General features: G+C 63.8%; 16 protein-coding genes. 10 read left to right on the top strand and 6 right to left on the bottom strand.

Annotated elements, in window-relative coordinates; genetic code table 11:
• Positions 1 to 110: 110 nt before the first annotated feature.
• The 4 genes from Pan44_RS26760 (at position 111) to Pan44_RS26745 (ending at position 4113) form a co-directional block, all read left to right on the top strand.
• Positions 111 to 1550 carry a DUF1501 domain-containing protein gene (locus Pan44_RS26760; RefSeq protein ID WP_145034788.1) on the top strand — a complete coding sequence of 480 codons (1440 nt, stop codon included), beginning with the start codon at positions 111 to 113 and terminating at the stop codon, positions 1548 to 1550.
• Between the two features lie 298 nt (positions 1551 to 1848).
• Positions 1849 to 2343, top strand: coding sequence for a hypothetical protein (locus Pan44_RS26755; RefSeq protein ID WP_145034787.1), 495 nt, complete (start codon positions 1849 to 1851; stop codon positions 2341 to 2343).
• Positions 2344 to 2624: 281 nt separating this feature from the next.
• Entirely contained in the window at positions 2625 to 3566 is a 942-nt protein-coding gene (locus tag Pan44_RS26750) for a DUF1559 family PulG-like putative transporter (protein WP_145034786.1), read from the top strand.
• The gene (locus Pan44_RS26745) at positions 3550 to 4113 is read left to right on the top strand and encodes a hypothetical protein (protein WP_145034785.1); all 564 of its coding nucleotides are present in this window, start codon (positions 3550 to 3552) and stop codon (positions 4111 to 4113) included. Before Pan44_RS26750 ends, Pan44_RS26745 begins: the two co-directional genes overlap by 17 nt.
• A gap of 39 nt (positions 4114 to 4152) precedes the next feature.
• Here Pan44_RS26745 and Pan44_RS26740 read toward each other — a convergent pair whose 3' ends face one another.
• Entirely contained in the window at positions 4153 to 6027 is a 1875-nt protein-coding gene (locus Pan44_RS26740) for a c-type cytochrome domain-containing protein (RefSeq protein WP_145034784.1), read from the bottom strand.
• 169 nt (positions 6028 to 6196) lie between these two features.
• Positions 6197 to 6730 (bottom strand): crossover junction endodeoxyribonuclease RuvC, encoded by a 534-nt coding sequence (ruvC, locus tag Pan44_RS26735; protein ID WP_197454139.1) that lies wholly within the window; start codon positions 6728 to 6730, stop codon positions 6197 to 6199.
• Between the two features lie 151 nt (positions 6731 to 6881).
• Between ruvC and Pan44_RS26730 the strand changes: the two genes are divergently transcribed.
• Entirely contained in the window at positions 6882 to 7850 is a 969-nt protein-coding gene (locus Pan44_RS26730; RefSeq protein WP_197453697.1) for a cation diffusion facilitator family transporter, read from the top strand.
• Between the two features lie 123 nt (positions 7851 to 7973).
• Here the strand turns inward: Pan44_RS26730 and Pan44_RS26725 are convergent, their stop codons facing one another.
• Positions 7974 to 9485, bottom strand: a complete 1512-nt coding sequence (locus tag Pan44_RS26725; RefSeq protein WP_231754177.1) for a thiamine phosphate synthase — start codon at positions 9483 to 9485, stop codon at positions 7974 to 7976.
• Positions 9486 to 9801: 316 nt separating this feature from the next.
• Here Pan44_RS26725 and Pan44_RS26720 point away from each other — a divergent pair, with 316 nt between their 5' ends.
• Together Pan44_RS26720 and Pan44_RS26715 are read left to right on the top strand one after the other, a co-directional pair.
• Positions 9802 to 10020, top strand: coding sequence for a carbon storage regulator (locus Pan44_RS26720; RefSeq protein ID WP_145034782.1), 219 nt, complete (start codon positions 9802 to 9804; stop codon positions 10018 to 10020).
• Positions 10021 to 10234: 214 nt separating this feature from the next.
• A complete protein-coding gene (locus Pan44_RS26715; protein WP_197453696.1) occupies positions 10235 to 11602 on the top strand; it encodes an acyltransferase family protein in 1368 nt (455 codons plus the stop codon).
• A gap of 144 nt (positions 11603 to 11746) precedes the next feature.
• Here the strand turns inward: Pan44_RS26715 and Pan44_RS26710 are convergent, their stop codons facing one another.
• Both Pan44_RS26710 and Pan44_RS26705 read right to left on the bottom strand, forming a co-directional pair.
• Positions 11747 to 12121, bottom strand: coding sequence for a hypothetical protein (locus Pan44_RS26710; protein WP_145034780.1), 375 nt, complete (start codon positions 12119 to 12121; stop codon positions 11747 to 11749).
• 222 nt (positions 12122 to 12343) lie between these two features.
• On the bottom strand, positions 12344 to 13324 hold the full coding sequence (locus Pan44_RS26705; protein ID WP_145034779.1) for a DUF1559 domain-containing protein: 981 nt from the start codon (positions 13322 to 13324) through the stop codon (positions 12344 to 12346).
• Positions 13325 to 13894: 570 nt separating this feature from the next.
• Here Pan44_RS26705 and Pan44_RS26700 point away from each other — a divergent pair.
• The 3 genes from Pan44_RS26700 to eno all read left to right on the top strand — a co-directional run bounded on the left by Pan44_RS26700 (position 13895) and on the right by eno (position 17336).
• Positions 13895 to 14827, top strand: a complete 933-nt coding sequence (locus Pan44_RS26700; RefSeq protein ID WP_145034778.1) for a hypothetical protein — start codon at positions 13895 to 13897, stop codon at positions 14825 to 14827.
• A gap of 29 nt (positions 14828 to 14856) precedes the next feature.
• A complete protein-coding gene (locus Pan44_RS26695) occupies positions 14857 to 15747 on the top strand; it encodes a hypothetical protein (protein WP_145034777.1) in 891 nt (296 codons plus the stop codon).
• A 308-nt stretch (positions 15748 to 16055) separates the two neighbouring features.
• Positions 16056 to 17336, top strand: coding sequence for a phosphopyruvate hydratase (eno, locus tag Pan44_RS26690; protein WP_145034776.1), 1281 nt, complete (start codon positions 16056 to 16058; stop codon positions 17334 to 17336).
• Between the two features lie 57 nt (positions 17337 to 17393).
• Here the strand turns inward: eno and Pan44_RS26685 are convergent, their stop codons facing one another.
• The gene (locus Pan44_RS26685) at positions 17394 to 17846 is read right to left on the bottom strand and encodes an SRPBCC family protein (protein ID WP_197453695.1); all 453 of its coding nucleotides are present in this window, start codon (positions 17844 to 17846) and stop codon (positions 17394 to 17396) included.
• Between the last annotated feature and the right edge of the window lie 69 nt (positions 17847 to 17915).

The raw sequence follows: 17915 nt of genomic DNA, 5'->3' as shown, positions 1-17915 counted from the left end.
GTGTCGACGTCGGTCCACCAACCACCACTCCCGCCGTTGTCCCTCGTCGCTCCACCCGGCAGAATGAAGGCCTGACCGCTGTTCCGCTTCGCCATCCAACGGCCGATCTCATGGACCTGCGTGCCGCCCACCTCCTTGATCGCACCCGCCGGCATTTCTTCGCCGACTGCGGCGTCGGCCTGGGATCGATCGCTCTGGCCTCGATGCTGGGCGAAAACGCCTCAGCGGCCCCCCTCCCGCAGGCGAAACCTCCGCTCCTTCCCAAGCCGACTCATTTCCCCGCCAGGGCCAAGCGGGTGATCTTCATGTTCATGGCCGGGGCGCCGAGTCAACTCGATCTGTTCGACTACAAGCCGAAGCTGCAGGAGTATGACGGTCAGGTCATCCCCGAAGAGGTCACCAAGGGCAAGCGGTTCGCGTTCATCAAGGGGGATGCGAAGCTCCTCGGAACCCGTCGCAAGTTTGCGGAACATGGCGAGTCGAAGGCCCAGATCAGTGAGTGTCTTCCGCACCTCGCGAAGATCGCCGACGATGTGACCTTCGTGAAAAGCATGGCCACCGACGTCTTCAACCACGGGCCGGCCAAGCTGTTCATGAACTGCGGCTCCTCACGCTTCGGCATGCCATCCATGGGTGCCTGGCTCACCTATGGCATTGGCAGCGAGTCGCAGTCGCTGCCGGGATTCGTCGTTCTGCAGTCAGGCCCGCGCGGCCCGCGCGGAGGGACCGCGCTGTGGGGCAGCGGCTTCCTGCCGACGACCTACCAGGGGGTCCCGTTCCTCTCCGGGGCCGAGCCGATCCTGAATCTCTCGAGCCCGCCCGGATACGACTCGGCCCGGCAGGGAGCTTTCTTTGACGCGGTGCGCGATCTCAACCAGTCGCGGCTTGCGGCCGTTCAGGATCCCGAGATCGCCACGCGCATCGCCGCCTATGAAATGGCGTTCCGCATGCAATCCAGTGCGCCGGAACTCGTCGACCTCTCCGGCGAAACGAAGGAGACGATGGACCTCTACGGGGCCGATCCTTCGAAGCCGTCGTTCGCCAACAATTGTCTCCTCGCGCGGCGGCTCGTCGAACGGGGCTGCCGGTTCGTGCAGCTCTATCACACCGACTGGGACCATCACGGCAACAAGGACACCCACCTCGGCGAACCGCTCGATGCGCGGTGCAGGGAAGTGGACCAGGGGGCGGCCGCCCTCGTCACCGATCTCAAGGCCCGCGGCCTGCTGGATGACACCATCGTCATCTGGGGGGGCGAGTTCGGTCGCACTCCGATGGGCGAGCCGCGCGACCTCATTGGCCGCGACCATCACGTCGAGGCGTTCACGATGTGGATGACCGGCGGCGGGATCAAACACGGACAGACGATCGGTGCGACGGACGAACTCGGCTATTACTCCGTCGAAGACAAGGTCCACGTCCACGACCTGCACGCCACGCTGCTGAAGCTCCTCGGTCTGGATCACGAGAAGCTGACGTACAAGTTCCAGGGGAGGAACTTCAGGCTGACTGACGTCGCAGGAAAAATCGTCGAAAAGCTGATTGCGTAGTTCGGAGTACAGGCTTCAGCCTGTTCGGGCGGATCATGACCTCGATCCCAAGCTGCACGGCAGTGGTGGCACAGGACTCGCAATGCTTCCAGCGGCTTGATGCGGAGCTCCATCAATTCTTGACTCATGTTTGAGGTTGACAACGAACTTGAGACTGGTAGCTTGGCCACTCAGGCCATGATCGAATAAGCAGTCAGCTTCGCGGTTGTGGCAGGCTCTCTCTCAGGCTCTCTCTCAGGCTCTCTCTCAGGCTCTCTCTCAGGCTCTCTCTCAGGCTCTCTCTCAGGAGGAAGTGGCTATGTCGTGCAATGATGTTCGAGGTGGGGTGGCTTCGGGCAGAAAGTTGTCGTCGAATTTTCGTTTCCTCTTGGCATTGGTGCTCTGTGCGTCAGGATGCCCGCAGGAGTCCCCCAATCAACCGGCTGCAAACACTTTTGTCAGTATTTCGTGGAAGATCCGGGTTCCGGTTGCCACGGTGAATGCGCGACCGCCAGTGTCGGTGGTTTTCCGAGATATGGCCGCAAACGAATCGGAAATCAAGATTTACGCTCCAACGGGGACGGTTGATCCGACGGATTCGAATTACATGATCTACCAGGCGACCGGCACACAATTGAAACAAGGCCATAGCTATACGGTGTTGATCCTTGACGACGATGCTGCAGTTTCGCAATCGGTCCCCCACCTCATTTACGCGATTACTACAGGTCAGGGCGGCAACCTCATCGTGGCTGATGAACTACAGAATGTGAAACTCTGGGAGGGAGTCGCTGATCTGGGGGATGTTGAGTAGCAGGCGTTTGAAGTTCTCGGCGAGATGTCGTGAGGCAATCGCGACCATGTTCGGAGCTAGCGGCTCGCCGTGGTTCTTCACTGTGCATTCGTCCTGACTGTCAGGGTCGCTGGTCGCTCGATCTTGACGGTTGGATTGGTGTCAATCGGAGTGATGCATCGGAATCCAGGCTCGGCCGCCGCCTCTTTTCGTTTGGAACGGAGTGGCGACCGGTCGAGAACTGGAATCGAACTCAGATTGTTGCGATTCGTTGGCGTGCCAGAGGAAAGGATGCTCTGAACATGAACACCAGAGTCTCTCTGAGACAGAGTTCGCGGCGGGGCGTGACCATGCTGGAAGTGCTGGTCGTGATCGGCGTCGTTGGACTGCTCGCGAGCTTGCTGTTGCCGGCGGTGATGACGTCGCGCGCAACGTCGCAGCGGCTCCAATGCGTGAACAATCTCAAGCAGATCGCCCTCGCCAGCCAGAATTTTGAATCGGTTCGCGGCCATTTGCCGGGAGCAAGCCTCTCTCCGCTCGATGACCTGCTGCCCTATCTGGAACAGCCGAATCTGAAGACCGAGTTCTTTTCTACGCCGATTCCACCGCGCCTCCTGCTCCCGGTCATTCTCTGTCCCGCCAGCGATATCCTGCCCTATGAGTCCGCGCCAGTTCATTATCTGGTGAATCATGGCACGGACCTGTCGTGGAAGAACGGCCTCGTCAGTTTGAGGCCAGACAATCCCTTGCGGTCGCGTGACGTGACCGACGGATTGTCGATGACGGCCTACTTTTCCGAGAGGCCCCAAGCGTTTCATTATGAGCCGTTGCGGCCGAATGGAGCGGAAGAGTTCGAAGCGGCATGCCGGCGTGATCCGATCCGTTGCGTCTGGCACCTCAAGGGAAGCTATTCCGTCGACGCGCCGGAGGCTTTCGCGAGCGCCTGTCGGGATGCCGGCCAGCGAACGGGCCTCTTTCCAGCAGTCTCAAGCGGGTATTTTCAATTGTTTGTGGTCCCGCAGGCGACTTACGGACATTTTCTTCCGCCCAACACTCCCGGCTGCTATTTCGAGGATCCCAACTTCCCGGCCGCCCATACCTACACCGCCTGGAGCCGCCATGCGGGAGGCGTGAACGTCGCGCTCTGCGACGGAAGCGCCCGGTTTGTCTCGAATGCCATCAGTCTCGCTTCCTGGCAGGCGCTCGGAACCCGGAATGGGAACGACCATGTGGATGCGTTCTGAATGGCGAAAGGCGTCGATTGTCGCCATCGCCCTGATTTGCTGCACAGCTGGAGCCGTGGTGGCCATGCTTCCGGCGGAGAAGCTGAAGCCGGTCATCGTTCCGAATGTCGTCTCCGACCATGCTCACTGCACATCGTGGACGTTGCATCAAGTTCCGGCGGTGGATGGACAACGACTGAAAAGTGGACAGCGATTCAAGATGAGCGCCATCATCTCCTTCAAAGGAACCCGCGTCCGATCTGCATCGACCGAACCGACCAGAAAGGAGCCTCGTCCATTTGCCTGGCGCCCCTGGATTCGGTTCGTCAGAAAGGAAACGGGGACGGAAGGCATGGTGTATGAGAAGCCCGCCATCTTCAGTCGCGTCCTGTTGAAGACATCGACCATCGAAGCGAGCGGGTCGTCAATGCATGCGCCGAAGCGGACGGGCGCCTACGAAATGCAGATCGTCATCGGGAAAGACGTGCGAGGCAATTTTCCCCTGAATTACGGCACCGACGGAGAAATTGTGGCGAGACGCAATGTTGTCGTCGAAGACGATTCCTGATGGCATGCCGTCATGCATCAGCGTCGCGACGGGTCCTACCTACGGCTTGGCCGCCCATTCGCCCGCCGGCTTCCCTTCGCCGAGGTTCCACAACCGCAGCTCGCCGTCATAGCTGCCGGAGACCGCCAGCTTCGAACCGGCGTGCCCGTCGACGCAATAAACCCAGTCCTTCGCGCCGGTGAAGTCGTTCAGTGGTTTGCCGTCCGCGATCTGGTGCAGCCGCACATGCATGTCGGCCCCCCCGGTCAGCACGCGGTTCTCCGGCAGAACGCGGAGCGCGAGGATATCCCCTCCGAACCCGCCGATCGCGCGGGCCTGCTTGGCATCCGCAGGATTCCAGGCGCGGACCTGCTTGTCGCGACCGGCCGAGACGACCTGTGAGCCGTCGTTGTTGAAGGCCGCCGCGAACACCACTTCCGCGTGTCCGTTGAACGTCGAGACCGCTTCGCCCGTTTTGGAATCGAACACTTTCGAGGTCTTGTCGCGACTGGCCGTCACCAGCTTGCCGCCATCGGGCGACCAGTTGATGTCGAGCACCCAGTCGGCATGGTCTTCGAGGCGGATCTGCTGCTTCCAGGTCGCCACGTCGAACACCGACACGCTGCGGTCCGCGCCGCACGCCGCCAGACGCGAACCATCCGGGCTGAACGCCGCCCCGAGCATCACGTCATCAACCGTCACCAGGTCCGCCAGCAGCGCGCCGTCCGCCACCTGGAAGACCTTCACTTCCCCCAGCGAGCCGGGAGTTCCTGATGCGATCGCCAGTCGGCTTCCGTCCGGGTGGAACGAAATGTCGAACACGCGCTCGGCCACGTTGCCGATCCGCCGGACGAGCGAGCGGTCCTGCGTCTTCCAGAGGAGCACTTCGTGGTAACCGCTGGTCGCGATGAGCGTCCCATCGGGGCTGAACGCGGCCGCCGTCACCGGCGGGGCGACCTTGTAGGCGTCGGGCGCCGCAGGCTGGGCCGTTTTCGGAATGACCTTGTACAGCGGCGCGCCGGGATCGACCCCCGCATCGAGCTTCGCTCCGAGCCTGATCCACTTCCCGATGATCGCGATCTGCTCGGCCGTGAGCGGCGCGGCGTCCTTGGGCATCGCGCCGTCAACCACCTGCGAGTGCACTTCCGACTTGTCCGCATCCCCGGCGATCAGGGCTGGTCCGCTTTCGCCACCCTGCATCAGCGCGGCGTAGGTCTCGACGTTCAGCCGGCCCTTGGACATTCGCGAGTTGTGACAGGCGACGCATCGCTGCTGGAAGACGGGAGCGACCTCTTCGACGAACGACACCCACGAACCGCTTTTCTTCAGCGTCGCCTCGATGGCTTTGGCCCGCGCGAGCCAGTCTGCGTACGCCGTTTCCGAAGCACTGCTCGCGGCGGCGAGCGCCGCCTGTGTGGCCGTCAGCGATTCGCCCGACGTCTTGAGCCCCGTCTGCAATCCGGCCAGCGCCTCTTTGAGTCCGCCGAGTTTTTTATCGGTCTCGGCCGCGGTGGCGACTGCTTTCTCGGCCGCCTGCCGGGCCGCATCGGCCGCCTTCTTCGCCTCGTCCGCCTTCTTCTGGGCGTCGGCGAGTGCCTGCGCCGCAGCCGCGGCGGCCTTCTCCGACTCCGCCTTGGCCGCTTCAGCCTTCGTCGACTCTTCCTGCTGCTTCTTCTGGGCCGCTTCGGTTTCGGTGACGGTCGACTGGTTCCGTTCGAGATCGATCTTCAGCCTGGAAATGGTCTGTTCGATCAGACGGAACTGCTTCTCGACGTCGGCCAGCGCCCCCTTCGTCTGGTCACGCCGCGTCGCGGCCTCCTGTTCCTGCTGTTGCAGCTGCTGAAGAGTCGGCTCATCCGCCCGGACGGCAGAGGTCGCGGATGCCAGAAGAGAACCCAGCAAAATGAGGAAGGCGAGCGCGGGACTTCGTCGCATGGCAGGCCGGTCGGGCAGGGGGGATGGCCGGAAGGAGGGTGACCTCCAGATTCGGCCCCACGACGATCGGCGTCAAGCCGCCGCAGCCAAGGAGCAGCGTCCAGGAAAGAATCCGCCATCCGCAGGGCCGACTCTGCCGGCCGCCCCCACTGGATGCCTCACGCAGCGCTCACGCCGTCGCCAGGTCGACCTGCCGGCTGTGCAACTGGCACAGCGCGATCGCGCACGCATCCGCCACGTCGTTCGGCTCCGGCACGGCGCTGAGCCCCAGCTCGCGCGTGATCGCCAGCTGCATCTGCTCTTTCGACGCCCGCCCGCTTCCCGTCAGCAGCCGCTTCACCTGCGTCGGGGTGTAGTTCACCACCGGGATTCCCGCGTCCGCCGCGGCGTACAGCAAAGCCCCCCGCGCATGCGCCATCAGGATCGCCGTCTTCACATGGGCGCTGTGGGAGAACAGCTGTTCAACGGCCATGCCGTCCGGCCGGAACTCCTCGATCACGTTCCGCAGTTCGCTCCCGAGCTCCTTGACGCGTTCCGCCAGGCTCAGCCCCTTGGTCGAACGCAGCACGCCCCCTTCCTTCAGCCTGAGCCCGCGAGCGGTCCGCACGATGACGGCGTAGCCCGTCCGGTTGAGGCCGGGATCGATTCCCAGCGACACCGAGACGGCCGGTCCGGCGAAGGTATTCCCCAGCACGAAGCTCATCGATGGCATGCCTTTTTCCCTCCGTGTCGGACATTGCCCGCCTGAACATTAAGCCACCTGTCCGATCCGCACAATTTGAACCGCATCCCGCTCTCCCGCGCAGGCGCGGATGGGCCAACCGATCCATCTTCCCCGCACTACAATCACCCGCATGCACGTCCACGCTCACGATGACGGTCACGAATCGCATGCCGCCGGCGACGTCGGGGCCATTTCCCGCCGTGTCGCCTGGGCCCTCGGACTCACGGCCTCGCTGATGATCGTCGAGTTCATCGGTGGTTGGCTCAGCGGCTCTCTCGCTCTCATGGCCGACGCCGGCCACATGCTGTCCGATGCTGCCGCCCTCGCCGCCTCCTGGTGGGCCCTGCGGCGGAGCGTCGTCCCGGCCACCGATCAGCGCACCTTTGGAGAACGCCGATCCGAAACGCTCGCTGCGCTCTTCAACGGCGCGCTGCTGTTTCTCGTCGCCGGAGGAATTCTGCATGAGGCCTGGGAACGATTCTCCGAGCCGAGCCAGGTTCGCGCGGGGCTCATGCTCGCGGTCTCATCCATCGGACTTCTCGCCAACATCGCCGGCCTCCTCCTTCTCCACCGCGATCGCAAATCGAGCCTGAATCTCGAAGGCGCGTGGCAGCACGTCGCCGGAGACGCCGCCGGCAGCCTGTGCGCCGTTGCCGCCGCCGTTGGAATCCTCTTCGGCGGAGCGCGTTGGGCCATCCTCGATCCCATTGCCTCCGCGGCCGTTTCGATCCTGATCCTCATCGGCGCGTATCGGCTCCTGAAACGGACCGTCGGCGTCCTGATGGAACACGCCCCCGGCGACATCGATGTCCGGCAGGTCCGCGAAACGATCGCGACCACGCCCGGAGTTGTCGGAGTCCACTGCCTCCATGTCTGGACCATCTCCGCCAACTGCCGCGCGATGTCGGCTCACGTCGCCCACGCCGCCGATTGCACCCCCCTCGAACTCCTCCACCGGCTGCACGAACGTCTCTCACACGCCTTCCGCGTTGAGCACATCACCCTCCAGCTCGAGCCCCCCGGATTCGACGGCTGCACCGGCCACGACGAATGGTGCCAGATCGAAAGCGACGGCACGGCCGCCATCACTCCGAAGTGACCGGCCGCGACCTCAGTGGCCCGTTGTATGGATTGCGTGCCACGGCTCTGTGAGCCGTGCAACCGTGGACACCGCTGGTGCTCGCACACGGCCGAGACGGCCGTGGCACCCAGGTTTGAGACTTCAACGGCCTGTCAGTGCTCCCGCCAGCGCCCGGGCGGCCCCCTGGGGGTTCTCAGCGCCGCAGATTGCCGAGCTGACCGCCACCCGTGTCGCCCCGGCCTCCTGTACCTGCGGCAGGTTCCCCGTCGAAATTCCGCCGATGGCGAACCACGGAAGGCGGACTTCCGAGGCTGCCTGCCTGACGAACTCCAGCCCCGCGAAGTCGCTGAACTCTTTGGTCGTCGAGGCGAACACCGGCCCCACCCCCAGGTAATCCGCGCCTTCCCCGATCGCCCGCCGCGCCTGTTCGATTGAATGCGTGCTCACGCCGATGAGCGCCTTCGACCCCACGATCCGCCGCGCCGCCGCCACCGGCAGGTCGTCCTGGCCCAGGTGCACGCCGTCTGCGTCCACCAGCGCCGCCAGGTCGGGCCGGTCATTCACGATGAACAGCTTGCCCGCCGACCGCGCCCACTCGCGGACCGCCTTCGCCAGCGTCAGCCTCCGCTGGTCGTTCATGTCTTTCTCGCGCAGCTGGATCACATCCACGCCGCCCGCCAGCGACCCCTGCGCCACCGGTCCCACGCCGTTCGGGCACAGGCGATCCGTCAGTAATAGGTACAGGCGCGCATCGCCCAGCCGGTCTCCCACGGCCCGACGCGCGGCCAGGTTCTGTTCGACGGTATAGAAGCGATAGCGCAACGACTCGATCCGCGCCGCGGCCCTGGGATGCTGCAGCTTCCCGAACTCCTCCAGCGTCCTCAGCGATTCTTCAACCCGTTTGCAGTTCGCCTGGACGAGACTGTCGAGCGACGGCCGCACCCGCTCCGACGCCGTCGAGATCGATGTCCCGACGTCCCCTGGCGTGTCCCGGAAACGGATCCAGTCGTCGGCCCCCAGCATGGTGAGCGTCTCGGCCAGCTCATGCCGAATGCCTTTGAGCGACTCGGTCAGCAGCGGGTCATCCAGGGTGAACCGGGCGAAGTCTTCCACCACCCGCAGCCCCTCGCGGCAGCGATTCGCTGCCGCGTCCATGATCCGCGCCGCGGCTCCCGATTCCGCAACGGGCGCGACCACCAGGTGCAGGTCGGGCTCGACATCGATCGCCGCGTGAGACCCGCTCTCGCGAGCGACTCGACTCCCCAGGACCCGTTCCACGGAAAAGCCGCGCCCCTCCCATCGCCGCGCCAATTCGGGCGTCGACAACATCACGCCCGCCAGCAGGTGTTCCGTGCCGATCTCCTGCTGCCGCCCCAGCATGCGAGCTGCCACGCGTGCCTCCGTCAGCACGCGTCCCAGGTAATCGTCCCCGGCCGACTCGTGGGTGTCGATCAGCCACGCCAGGTCGCGCTCGAAATCGGCCGGGCTCACGTGCGCCTCAAGGATCTCCGCCCCGCGGCTTCCATCATCGCGCACCGCCCGCAGCAGCACTGAGGGGTGCACTTCGCAGTCGGGGATGACCATCTCCCGCACGGCTTCCAGCACCCGGCGGGCACCCTGGGAAAGTTCGGCAAGAGGCTCGGAGGGGGGCATCAATGGCTCAGTTTCGCGCAGGATCGCAGCACCTGGGTGCGTCTCCCCGTCGAGGAACGCAGCAGTTCGCACAGCGAGCATTCTCGGCCCGATCTTGAGATCCGGGAAGCCCCTGTCCTGAAACTGATAACGCACAATGAGTTACGTAGCAATGGTTTAGGGAAATGTGTTCTGGCACGCCCCTTGCGGATTGAAAAAAGGGCTTGTCGGGGAATGCGAGACGGATATCGTATCGCAGCCAATGACGGGAATAACCCGGAGCGACACGGATCAAGGACGTCGCTCACAAGGAAGTTGAAACCTCAAGGAGGATGTCATGTTGGTGCTGTCACGGAAGGTGGGCGAATCGATTGTGATTGACGGAGACATCGTCATCTCCGTCTCGTCGGTTCAGGGCGGACGCGTCAAGCTGTGCATCGACGCCCCGCGCGACAAACGAATCTCCCGCGGCGAACTCGAAGGCGAAGCGCTGGCGGCCATCATTCGTGAGCCGCGACAGGCGTCGAAGCCGGTTCCGCAGCTGGCCGGCATGTAAACCCGCCCGCCTCAGGAACTGCTCTCGGTCGCTGGACGGCCTCACGATACAGTCTCCCTTCCCAAGGGATTGACGTTCGACAACCGCAGGCTGCACACCGGACATGATGTCCAGCGCGCCGAATCCGATTCGCTTTCCTGCCGCTGCGCCGCCACAGACGAGCGCAGCGGCGACACCTGTGCCGCGTCTCACGGACACAGCGGCCACACCGCGGATGCCCGGCCTTGATTGGCTGCGCGCCGGAGCGGCTCTCGCTGTCGTTGCGCTCCACGCCGGCATCCCCTACATGACGCACCCGCTCCCCTCACTCGAGTGGTGCGTCCGTTCCAGCGAACAAAGTGGCCTCGTTGACGCGTTTTGCTGGGCCATCAACACCGCCGTCATGCCCACGTTCTTCCTCATGGGAGGAGCGCTCGCCGCAGGTGTCTGGCGACGAAACCCCGGCCAGGCCTTCCTCGCGCATCGCACCCGGCGGCTCCTGTTTCCCCTGGCCTTCGCCATCCTCTTCGTCCTCCCGGCCGACATGTATGTCTGGCTCATCGGCTGGTACACGCAGGGCATGATCCCCTGGCGCAAGGTCCTCAGCATCAAGCTCCCGTCACCCCTCAGCGAACAGTTCTGGGGCGTCGCCCACCTCTGGTACCTCCAGTGCCTGTGGACCCTCAGCGCCCTCGCCGTCCTTTTCCACACCGGGAGGGCGAGGCTTGCACGGTTTTCCCGCTTCCACCCGGCGCCCGCGACCTCAGCCGACTCCGCTCTGGGAAAGGGCCGGGGTGCGGGCCAGAACGCGACTCTCCTGCAGTTGCCCGGTCTCCACACGGCACCGAAACCCTTCCCGCAACTCCCGCTCATCCTCGCCGCAGGCCTCATTCTCGCTCTCGACCCCACCTTCCTCATCGGCTTCCAGCAGACCTGGTGGCCCGGCCCCGCCGCCATCGCGTTCTATGGCCTCTTCTTCGCGGCAGGCTGGATGCAGTTCGGCGAACGCGCGTCCATGCTCACCGAGCTGATCGGCCGTCGAGGCTCCGTGATTGATCTCAACGCGCCCCGGTCGCCGAGTGCCGAGTACCGGGTACTCAGTACTGAATCCTTCTCCCCCCGCGCGACCGCCAGTCCCCGCACCCGCCTGCTGCTCGCGGCCGGCCTCTTTGCCCTCCTTCTCCCGCAGATCCACCGCCACGTCGAAATGCCGTTCACCAGCCTGAATCTCGCGGCCCTGACGATCGCCTGTTCTGCCTGCAGCTGGCTGGCCGCCACGGGCCTCTTCTCGCTCGCCCGATCCGTCCAAAGCGCCGCGGTCCCGACGCCCGTCGCCTTCACGGCCGAGGCCTCGTTCTGGATGTATCTGGTCCACCATCCGCTCGTCGGTCTGGTCCAGCTGGCGCTCCTCAACGCCTCGATCGCGCCGGCGTCGAAAGCGTTCCTGAGCCTCACCATCGGCGTCGCCCTGTCGCTCGCCTCGTACGCCGTGTTTGTCCGCAAGACCTGGATCGGGCAGCTGCTCAACGGACGTGGCCTGTCCCGCTCCGCTCCTGAACCGTCGAAGACCGACCTCAGCGAGCCAACCCGCCGCGCTGCGTGAACGGGCGCTCGTCTGCCACGCCAAAAGAACCCTCGCGCGATTGCGCTCCCGAGCAGCGAGTCCTCAGCTGCCCCCAAACGACAATCGCCCGTGTCTCCGGTTCGGAGGCCGCGGGCGATGGCATTGGGGGAAACGTGCGGAGGGTCAGTTCTGCTTCACCTCGCCGCTTTTCTCGCTGAGGACAATGTCGATCGTGTTTTCACCGTCTTTCACTTCGGCCACGAGCTTTGAAGTCTTGTCGTCGCTGAATTTCTCGGGAATGACGGAGACCTGCGCTTCGGCCCCTCCTTTGGCCTTGATGAAGTCCTCCGGGAGGCCGGTTCCTCCCGGGGCGGTCAGCGCGATGATCATGATGCGGTGTTTGCCGAGAATCGCGCCATCGTCATCTTCATACGAGCCGAGAACGTACTCGCCGTCTTTGCTGATGTTCGCGACGGCGGTTTTGCCTCCCGCTTCGGGAACGAACATGATCGAGCCGACATGCAAGGCCTCGCCTTTGTAGGTGATCTTTCCTTTCACGGGGGCAGTGTGAGTTCGCCCATCAGAGGAGCCGCAACCGGCGAGCACGCCAATGGCGGCGGCGGCCAGTAGAGGGGATAAGCGCCGACGGAGCATGGCAGTAAATCCTGAATACATGGTGGATAGAGGCGAGGAGCCGGCTCGGGAGCGGCGGAATCGATGAGACATCGTGCAAACCGTCGGTCCGTCGCCGGCGAAAGTAAGGATCAGTCGCCGGGCGTTTCAGAACTCGCCCAGTATCTCTCCTTTGGCTCGCGTCCCCATCCCTTTCAGGACATCCAGACTCATGTTTTCACTGAGAAATCGGGCCGAGCCGTCACACAGCAGGAAGTGTGCGCCGCCGGTGTGATAACTCGTGTAGGGTGTGGCGTTGTTGTAAAACGTGCTGATCCGGGCATTGATCGGCCACTGGATATGTTTGCTGTCGACCGTGAGACGGTTCTGATTCGAATACCAGTAGATTCCCCACGTCCAAGGTTGCATGCCACCCCAACCGTTCTTCGCCGTCCAGCCATCGGATTTCGAGATCTCCCCAAGCAGGATCGTGTTCGAGGAGCCGTCCGTGACGTCGCCGATTCGCACGCGGCTGTGCGGATAGATGGTCCCGACGTCGGAGTACCAGTGTGTGCTCGGAGATGCGGGTTGTGCCGTCGGAGAGGTAATCGCAACGTTATTCACGATGACGTCGGACGTGCCGCTGCATCCGCGGTAATGCAGTCCGCCTTGGGCTTGCTGCCACGGGTAAGTGGCGTTTGCGATGTCGACGGCTGTATTGCCCTGAGAGGATGATGGACACGTGAAGCCGGGGACCGGTCCCCAGATCTCGCTTCGGCCGTTGTGGGGCGCGGTGTCATAGCGCCAGGGGCCGAGAGAGGTGATGGGGTTTGGATTGAACGCCTGCATGGCGTTGTAGCGGGGAGCCTGGTCGATGTAGGGCATCAGCTTTGCGGCCCAGCCCATGTGATATCCACCCCCGAAGTACTCGGGCGTCGGATGGCTTCCGTTAGGAAGCGAGTTGTAGACATCGTGGTAGTTGTGGAAGGCCAGCCCGAACTGCTTCAAGTTGTTCTTGCACTGGGTTCTTCGCGCCGCCTCCCGGGCCTGCTGCACGGCCGGCAGCAGCAAAGCAATCAGAATGGCGATGATCGCGATCACCACCAGCAGCTCAATCAACGTAAAGCCAAAACGCCTCGAACGAGCCATGACTCCACCTCTCCGGAAAGACCAAAGACCGAGGTGACCGCCGCGACGGGCCGCGCTGAATCACAGCGTCGTCCGTCAGGTTCAGGGAGCTGAAAGCCAGAACACAATCAGAAGTGACCTTCAAACCTACGATCGCTTCCACACGGTCGCAATTGAAGGAAGCACAATGTCATTGTGTTTTATGGCATTCCCCTCAACTTCGGCGCCCCGGCGCCACAGAAGGAAAAATTAATGACGACCTCCGCACGCCTGCCGATGCGCAGCCCAGGCACACGCCACCAACGCACGCGCCATTCCATGGCGCGCGGCGTTATTGAACAGTGAGGCGGAATTGGCGAAATAACGGCGCAGATGCCGCGTTTGCGACGCTCTCTGAGCGCCGGCCGTCACCACCGCACCCCGCCACCGACCACCGCGCCCCGATGACCACGCCGGTTTTCCGCGCACACCCGCGAAGGTTTCCATCACCCGCGCCGGCAACCGGCCCGGCCTCGCGCGCCGTTTCCATCGCACTCCGGGCATGGGAAGATGACACTTTCTGATGTCTGGTCTCCTCGCAAGGGCCCCTGAATGAACAGCTCCCCGGGCGGGCCATCCCCAGGATGGCAGCCCGTCCTCCTGCCCGAACTCCCCGGCGCGATTGTCTGGGCCCTCTGGCAATCACCAGCCGCCCTCGTCTTCCAGGTCGATCCGCGAACACACGCCGCGTTCCCCGGACGAATCAGCCTGCGGAGACTCCTCGCGGCCGTCGGAATCGATCCCCGCACCGTCGCGTTCTGGCTGGCCTACGGCGCCGTTTTCGACTCCGGGCAGGGAGCAAACCCGCTGTTCGATCAGCCCCTCGTCCCGGCCCCGCCACACGTCGATCCGTCGATCGTCGTCCAGTTCGCCGGACCAGCTCAGGCCCCCTCGCTGCCAACCCCCGCGGCCCCCACGCCGATGCAGGTCCCACTCCAGCCGGCCGCCGCAGGCGAACGCCCGGCCGGACTGGTCCATGCCAGCGGCAATGAAGCCATGTACTCGGCGATCGAGGCCGACTGGAACGCGATCCGCATCCTGGAAGCCCAGCTCGTCGGCCTGCGCAAACAGCTCAACTCCCAGCTCACCAAGCTCACGTCGCTCAACCGCGATCTTGCCCCGGAAGAACGGCTCGCCGCCGACAACCAGGACAACCGCGACTGGCAGGACGCGCGGCGCTGGCTGCGCGACGGAGCGTCCGTCCTTTCCCGGGTCGTCAAAGCCTACGACATCGGCGTGACCAGCTCGGCCGGCAACCGCAACCAGTTCGAAGACCTGATCGATCGCGTCGTGACGCCGCGTCGACCGATCGAAGGCCTGGCCGCGATCCAGCAGCAGTTCGAATCCCACCGCAAGACGGTCCAGTCGCTCCAGACCGAAATGCAGTCCGCCATGAACGGCCCGGGCCGCGACGGCGAAATGAAGGCCAATTCCGTTTTGTCCCGCATTCGCAGCAAGATGCGCGGCGCGAAGGGGAAGAAGTAGTTCGCTTGCCGATCTGCCGGAGACTTTGAATGACGCCGCAAATTGGACTTCGTCGACCTTCAGACACCCCTCCGCCGCGGCTTCAGGTCATCCCCGCCTCCGAGGCCAAAGTGGCGGTGATCCTTCGGCAGGGACCGAGCAAGGAAGTCGCCTGCCTGCTCTGGAACCGCCAGACGGATGAAGTGCAGTTGGGACAGTGGCTCAAGGGGCGCATTCACGGGAGTTGCTCAGACCTCTCACCCGATGGAAAGCACTTCCTCTATTGTGCTGACGATCACCGAATGAACCGACGCGCCACGGCGGATACCTGGACAGCGATCTCCGTTCCACCCTACCTGACAGCCATTGTGCTCCACGACGAGGCGCGAGGCTTCACATCGGGCGGCTACTTTGTCGACAACCGTCGGTTCTGGCTCAACTCGGTTGATCAGCACATCGACGTCCGCAGCTCGGGGCTCGAGTGCGTTCGATATCTTCGGGAAGGGCATGGCCCGGTCCGGGTGGGGGAGACATCCGTCGCACTTCTCAAACAGCTGCGATGGGGCTGGTCGCTCGAGGATCCGGGGAATGCCGAGAAGCCGGGAACCTGTGAAGTCGCCCAGGCGTTGAGAAAGACGCTGCCAGGGGGGTGGGTGCTTCGCAAAGCGGATTCGAGCCGTGGCAGAGACGGGAAGCCTCTGGCGGGCCATGGGCTGGAACCGCATGAACTCTGCCCGCCGGACGATCGACCCACGCTCCACTTCCCGGAATGGGATTGGGGCGACTGGCTCGACGACCGTCTGGTGTGGTGTGCCCAGGGTCATCTGTGGACGGCCGACTTCGATCCGCACAATGGACTCGCCGAACCGCGATCGCTTTACGATTTCTGCGGAATGAAATTCGAATCCAGGCCTGCCCCTTATGCCGGCATCAATCTGTAGACAAAGTCCCGGCGTGACTCATGACGGCTGGATGTCCTCGGTGCGTCTCGGCGGCCTCCCCAATCCTCCGCGGCGGAATTCTGCTTCACGATTCCCCAAATCATCCGACCAGCCCACTTTGCAGTCCCGAACCTTGCGATTTCAGTAGCTTCCCGGCCCGCGGGAGGCTACAAATCGCGGTTCGGACGAAGCCCCTGACCACGCGGGTTTCGACGACGCGGCCCCGACAGCTCAGGGAGGCCGTTCGCGCAGGACCGAATGGGTCGGTGGCGCATCGAATTGCAGTTTATTTGGGGAGATCTTTCGTCATGTCGCTTGCCATCGTCGCCGTTCACGCCCGCCAGATTCTCGACAGCCGCGGCAACCCCACCGTGGAGGTCGACGTCGAACTCGAAGACCGCACGGTTGGCCGCGCCGCTGTGCCCAGCGGCGCCAGCACCGGCGCTCACGAAGCCTGCGAACTCCGCGACGGCGACAAGAAGACCTACCTCGGCAAGGGCGTCCTCAAGGCCGTTGAGAACGTCAACGAAACCCTGGCTGGCGTGCTGCTCGACCAGGACGTCTACGACCAGGCCGCCCTTGATGCCGCGATGATCGAAATCGACGGCACGCCGAACAAGAGCCGCATGGGCGCGAACGCGATCCTGGCCTGCTCGATGGCCTGTGCCCAGGCCGCCGCCCGCTCGGTGATGCTCCCCCTCTACCGCTACCTCGGCGGCGTCGGCGCGAAGCGTCTGCCGGCTCCGATGATGAACATCATCAACGGCGGTGCGCATGCCAACAACGGCATCGACCTCCAGGAGTTCATGATCTTCCCGCTCGGCTTCGACACGTTCAGCGAAGCCCTGCAGTGCGGAGCGGAAATCTTCCACACGCTGAAGAAGGTGCTGCACGACAAGCACCTGTCGACCGCCGTCGGCGACGAAGGCGGCTTCGCTCCGGACATCAAGAACAGCGAAGAAGCGATCCAGATCATCCTGACCGCCATCGAGAAGGCCGGTTACAAGCCGGGTGAGCAGGTGTCGCTCGCTCTCGACTGCGCCTGCACCGAGCTCTACGACCCGAAGACGAAGACCTACAAGATCGAAGGCAAGACCTACGACCAGGCCGGCGTCGTCGACCTCCTTGCCGGATGGGCTTCGAAGTACCCGATCGTCTCGATCGAAGACGGCTGCTCGGAAGACGACTGGGAAAGCTGGAAGATGCTGACCGACAAGATCGGCAACAAGATCCAGCTCGTCGGCGACGACCTGTTCGTCACCAACTCCAGCCGCCTCCAGCAGGGCATCGACCAGGGCGTCGCCAACAGCATTCTCGTGAAGGTGAACCAGATCGGCAGCCTCACCGAGACGATCAACGCCGTCGACTTGGCCTATCGCAACGGCTACACGGCCGTCATGAGCCACCGCTCGGGCGAAACCGAAGACACGACGATCGCCGACCTGGCGGTCGCGCTTGGCACGGGCCAGATCAAGACGGGTTCGGCCAGCCGGACGGACCGCATCTGCAAGTACAACCAGCTGCTGCGGATCGAAGAACTCCTCGGCGAGAACGCGGTCTACGGCGGCACCATCAAGCTGTCGAAGTAAGTCGGGCTTCCCGCCTGATCCGATTCTGATTGCAGCCTTCCGGAAGCCCGGCTTTTCTTAAAAGCCGGGCTTCTTTCGTGTTGCCTCCCGATCGAGATTCGCGAGCTCCTGTCGAAAAACGCCGCGGAGAAGCCGCGGCACGAACAGCCGCTGAAAGAACGCACTCACTGGCGACGCTTCAATCTCGGTCCGGATCGTCACCCGGCAGCAGTCCTGCTCGGGATCGATCGTGAACGAAGTCACGGTCCCGCGATCGGGGTACCGTTCAATCAGCACCCGTCCCGGCTCCGGCTCCTCGATCACTCCGACCATCTGCTCGCGCATCCCCATCATCGTCGCGGTGAACCGGATCCGGGTTCCCGCTCCATAGCCCCCTTCCTCGATGACGAGGCCGGAAAACGCCGGCGGAAGGATCGACGGATGACCGGCCCGGTAATCCGCAAGGATGCCGTAAATTACCTCCGCCGGGGCCTCGATCCGGCGGTCCTCTTCGATGATGACGAGCGGCATTCCTGTTCTCTCCGGCCAAACCAGCTGTTCGGGTCGCTCCGGGCGTCTGGCCCGAAGAGCCCCCAACCG

The organism is Caulifigura coniformis (assembly GCF_007745175.1).
Lineage (GTDB): Bacteria > Planctomycetota > Planctomycetia > Planctomycetales > Planctomycetaceae > Caulifigura > Caulifigura coniformis.
The sequence above is the reverse complement of the archived record's forward strand: the minus strand, read 5'-3'. Positions and strand labels throughout refer to the sequence as shown.

What these genes read in the sequence shown, in the direction of transcription:
- Pan44_RS26760 (WP_145034788.1), top strand. Translation starts at nt 111, where the DNA reads ATGGACCTGCGTGCCGCCCACCTCCTTGATCGCACCCGCCGGCATTTC.
- Pan44_RS26755 (WP_145034787.1), top strand. Translation starts at nt 1,849, where the DNA reads ATGTCGTGCAATGATGTTCGAGGTGGGGTGGCTTCGGGCAGAAAGTTG.
- Pan44_RS26750 (WP_145034786.1), top strand. Translation starts at nt 2,625, where the DNA reads ATGAACACCAGAGTCTCTCTGAGACAGAGTTCGCGGCGGGGCGTGACC.
- Pan44_RS26745 (WP_145034785.1), top strand. Translation starts at nt 3,550, where the DNA reads ATGTGGATGCGTTCTGAATGGCGAAAGGCGTCGATTGTCGCCATCGCC.
- Pan44_RS26740 (WP_145034784.1), bottom strand. Translation starts at nt 6,027, where the DNA reads ATGCGACGAAGTCCCGCGCTCGCCTTCCTCATTTTGCTGGGTTCTCTT.
- ruvC (WP_197454139.1), bottom strand. Translation starts at nt 6,730, where the DNA reads ATGAGCTTCGTGCTGGGGAATACCTTCGCCGGACCGGCCGTCTCGGTG.
- Pan44_RS26730 (WP_197453697.1), top strand. Translation starts at nt 6,882, where the DNA reads ATGCACGTCCACGCTCACGATGACGGTCACGAATCGCATGCCGCCGGC.
- Pan44_RS26725 (WP_231754177.1), bottom strand. Translation starts at nt 9,485, where the DNA reads ATGCCCCCCTCCGAGCCTCTTGCCGAACTTTCCCAGGGTGCCCGCCGG.
- Pan44_RS26720 (WP_145034782.1), top strand. Translation starts at nt 9,802, where the DNA reads ATGTTGGTGCTGTCACGGAAGGTGGGCGAATCGATTGTGATTGACGGA.
- Pan44_RS26715 (WP_197453696.1), top strand. Translation starts at nt 10,235, where the DNA reads ATGCCCGGCCTTGATTGGCTGCGCGCCGGAGCGGCTCTCGCTGTCGTT.
- Pan44_RS26705 (WP_145034779.1), bottom strand. Translation starts at nt 13,324, where the DNA reads ATGGCTCGTTCGAGGCGTTTTGGCTTTACGTTGATTGAGCTGCTGGTG.
- Pan44_RS26700 (WP_145034778.1), top strand. Translation starts at nt 13,895, where the DNA reads ATGAACAGCTCCCCGGGCGGGCCATCCCCAGGATGGCAGCCCGTCCTC.
- Pan44_RS26695 (WP_145034777.1), top strand. Translation starts at nt 14,857, where the DNA reads ATGACGCCGCAAATTGGACTTCGTCGACCTTCAGACACCCCTCCGCCG.
- eno (WP_145034776.1), top strand. Translation starts at nt 16,056, where the DNA reads ATGTCGCTTGCCATCGTCGCCGTTCACGCCCGCCAGATTCTCGACAGC.
- Pan44_RS26685 (WP_197453695.1), bottom strand. Translation starts at nt 17,846, where the DNA reads ATGCCGCTCGTCATCATCGAAGAGGACCGCCGGATCGAGGCCCCGGCG.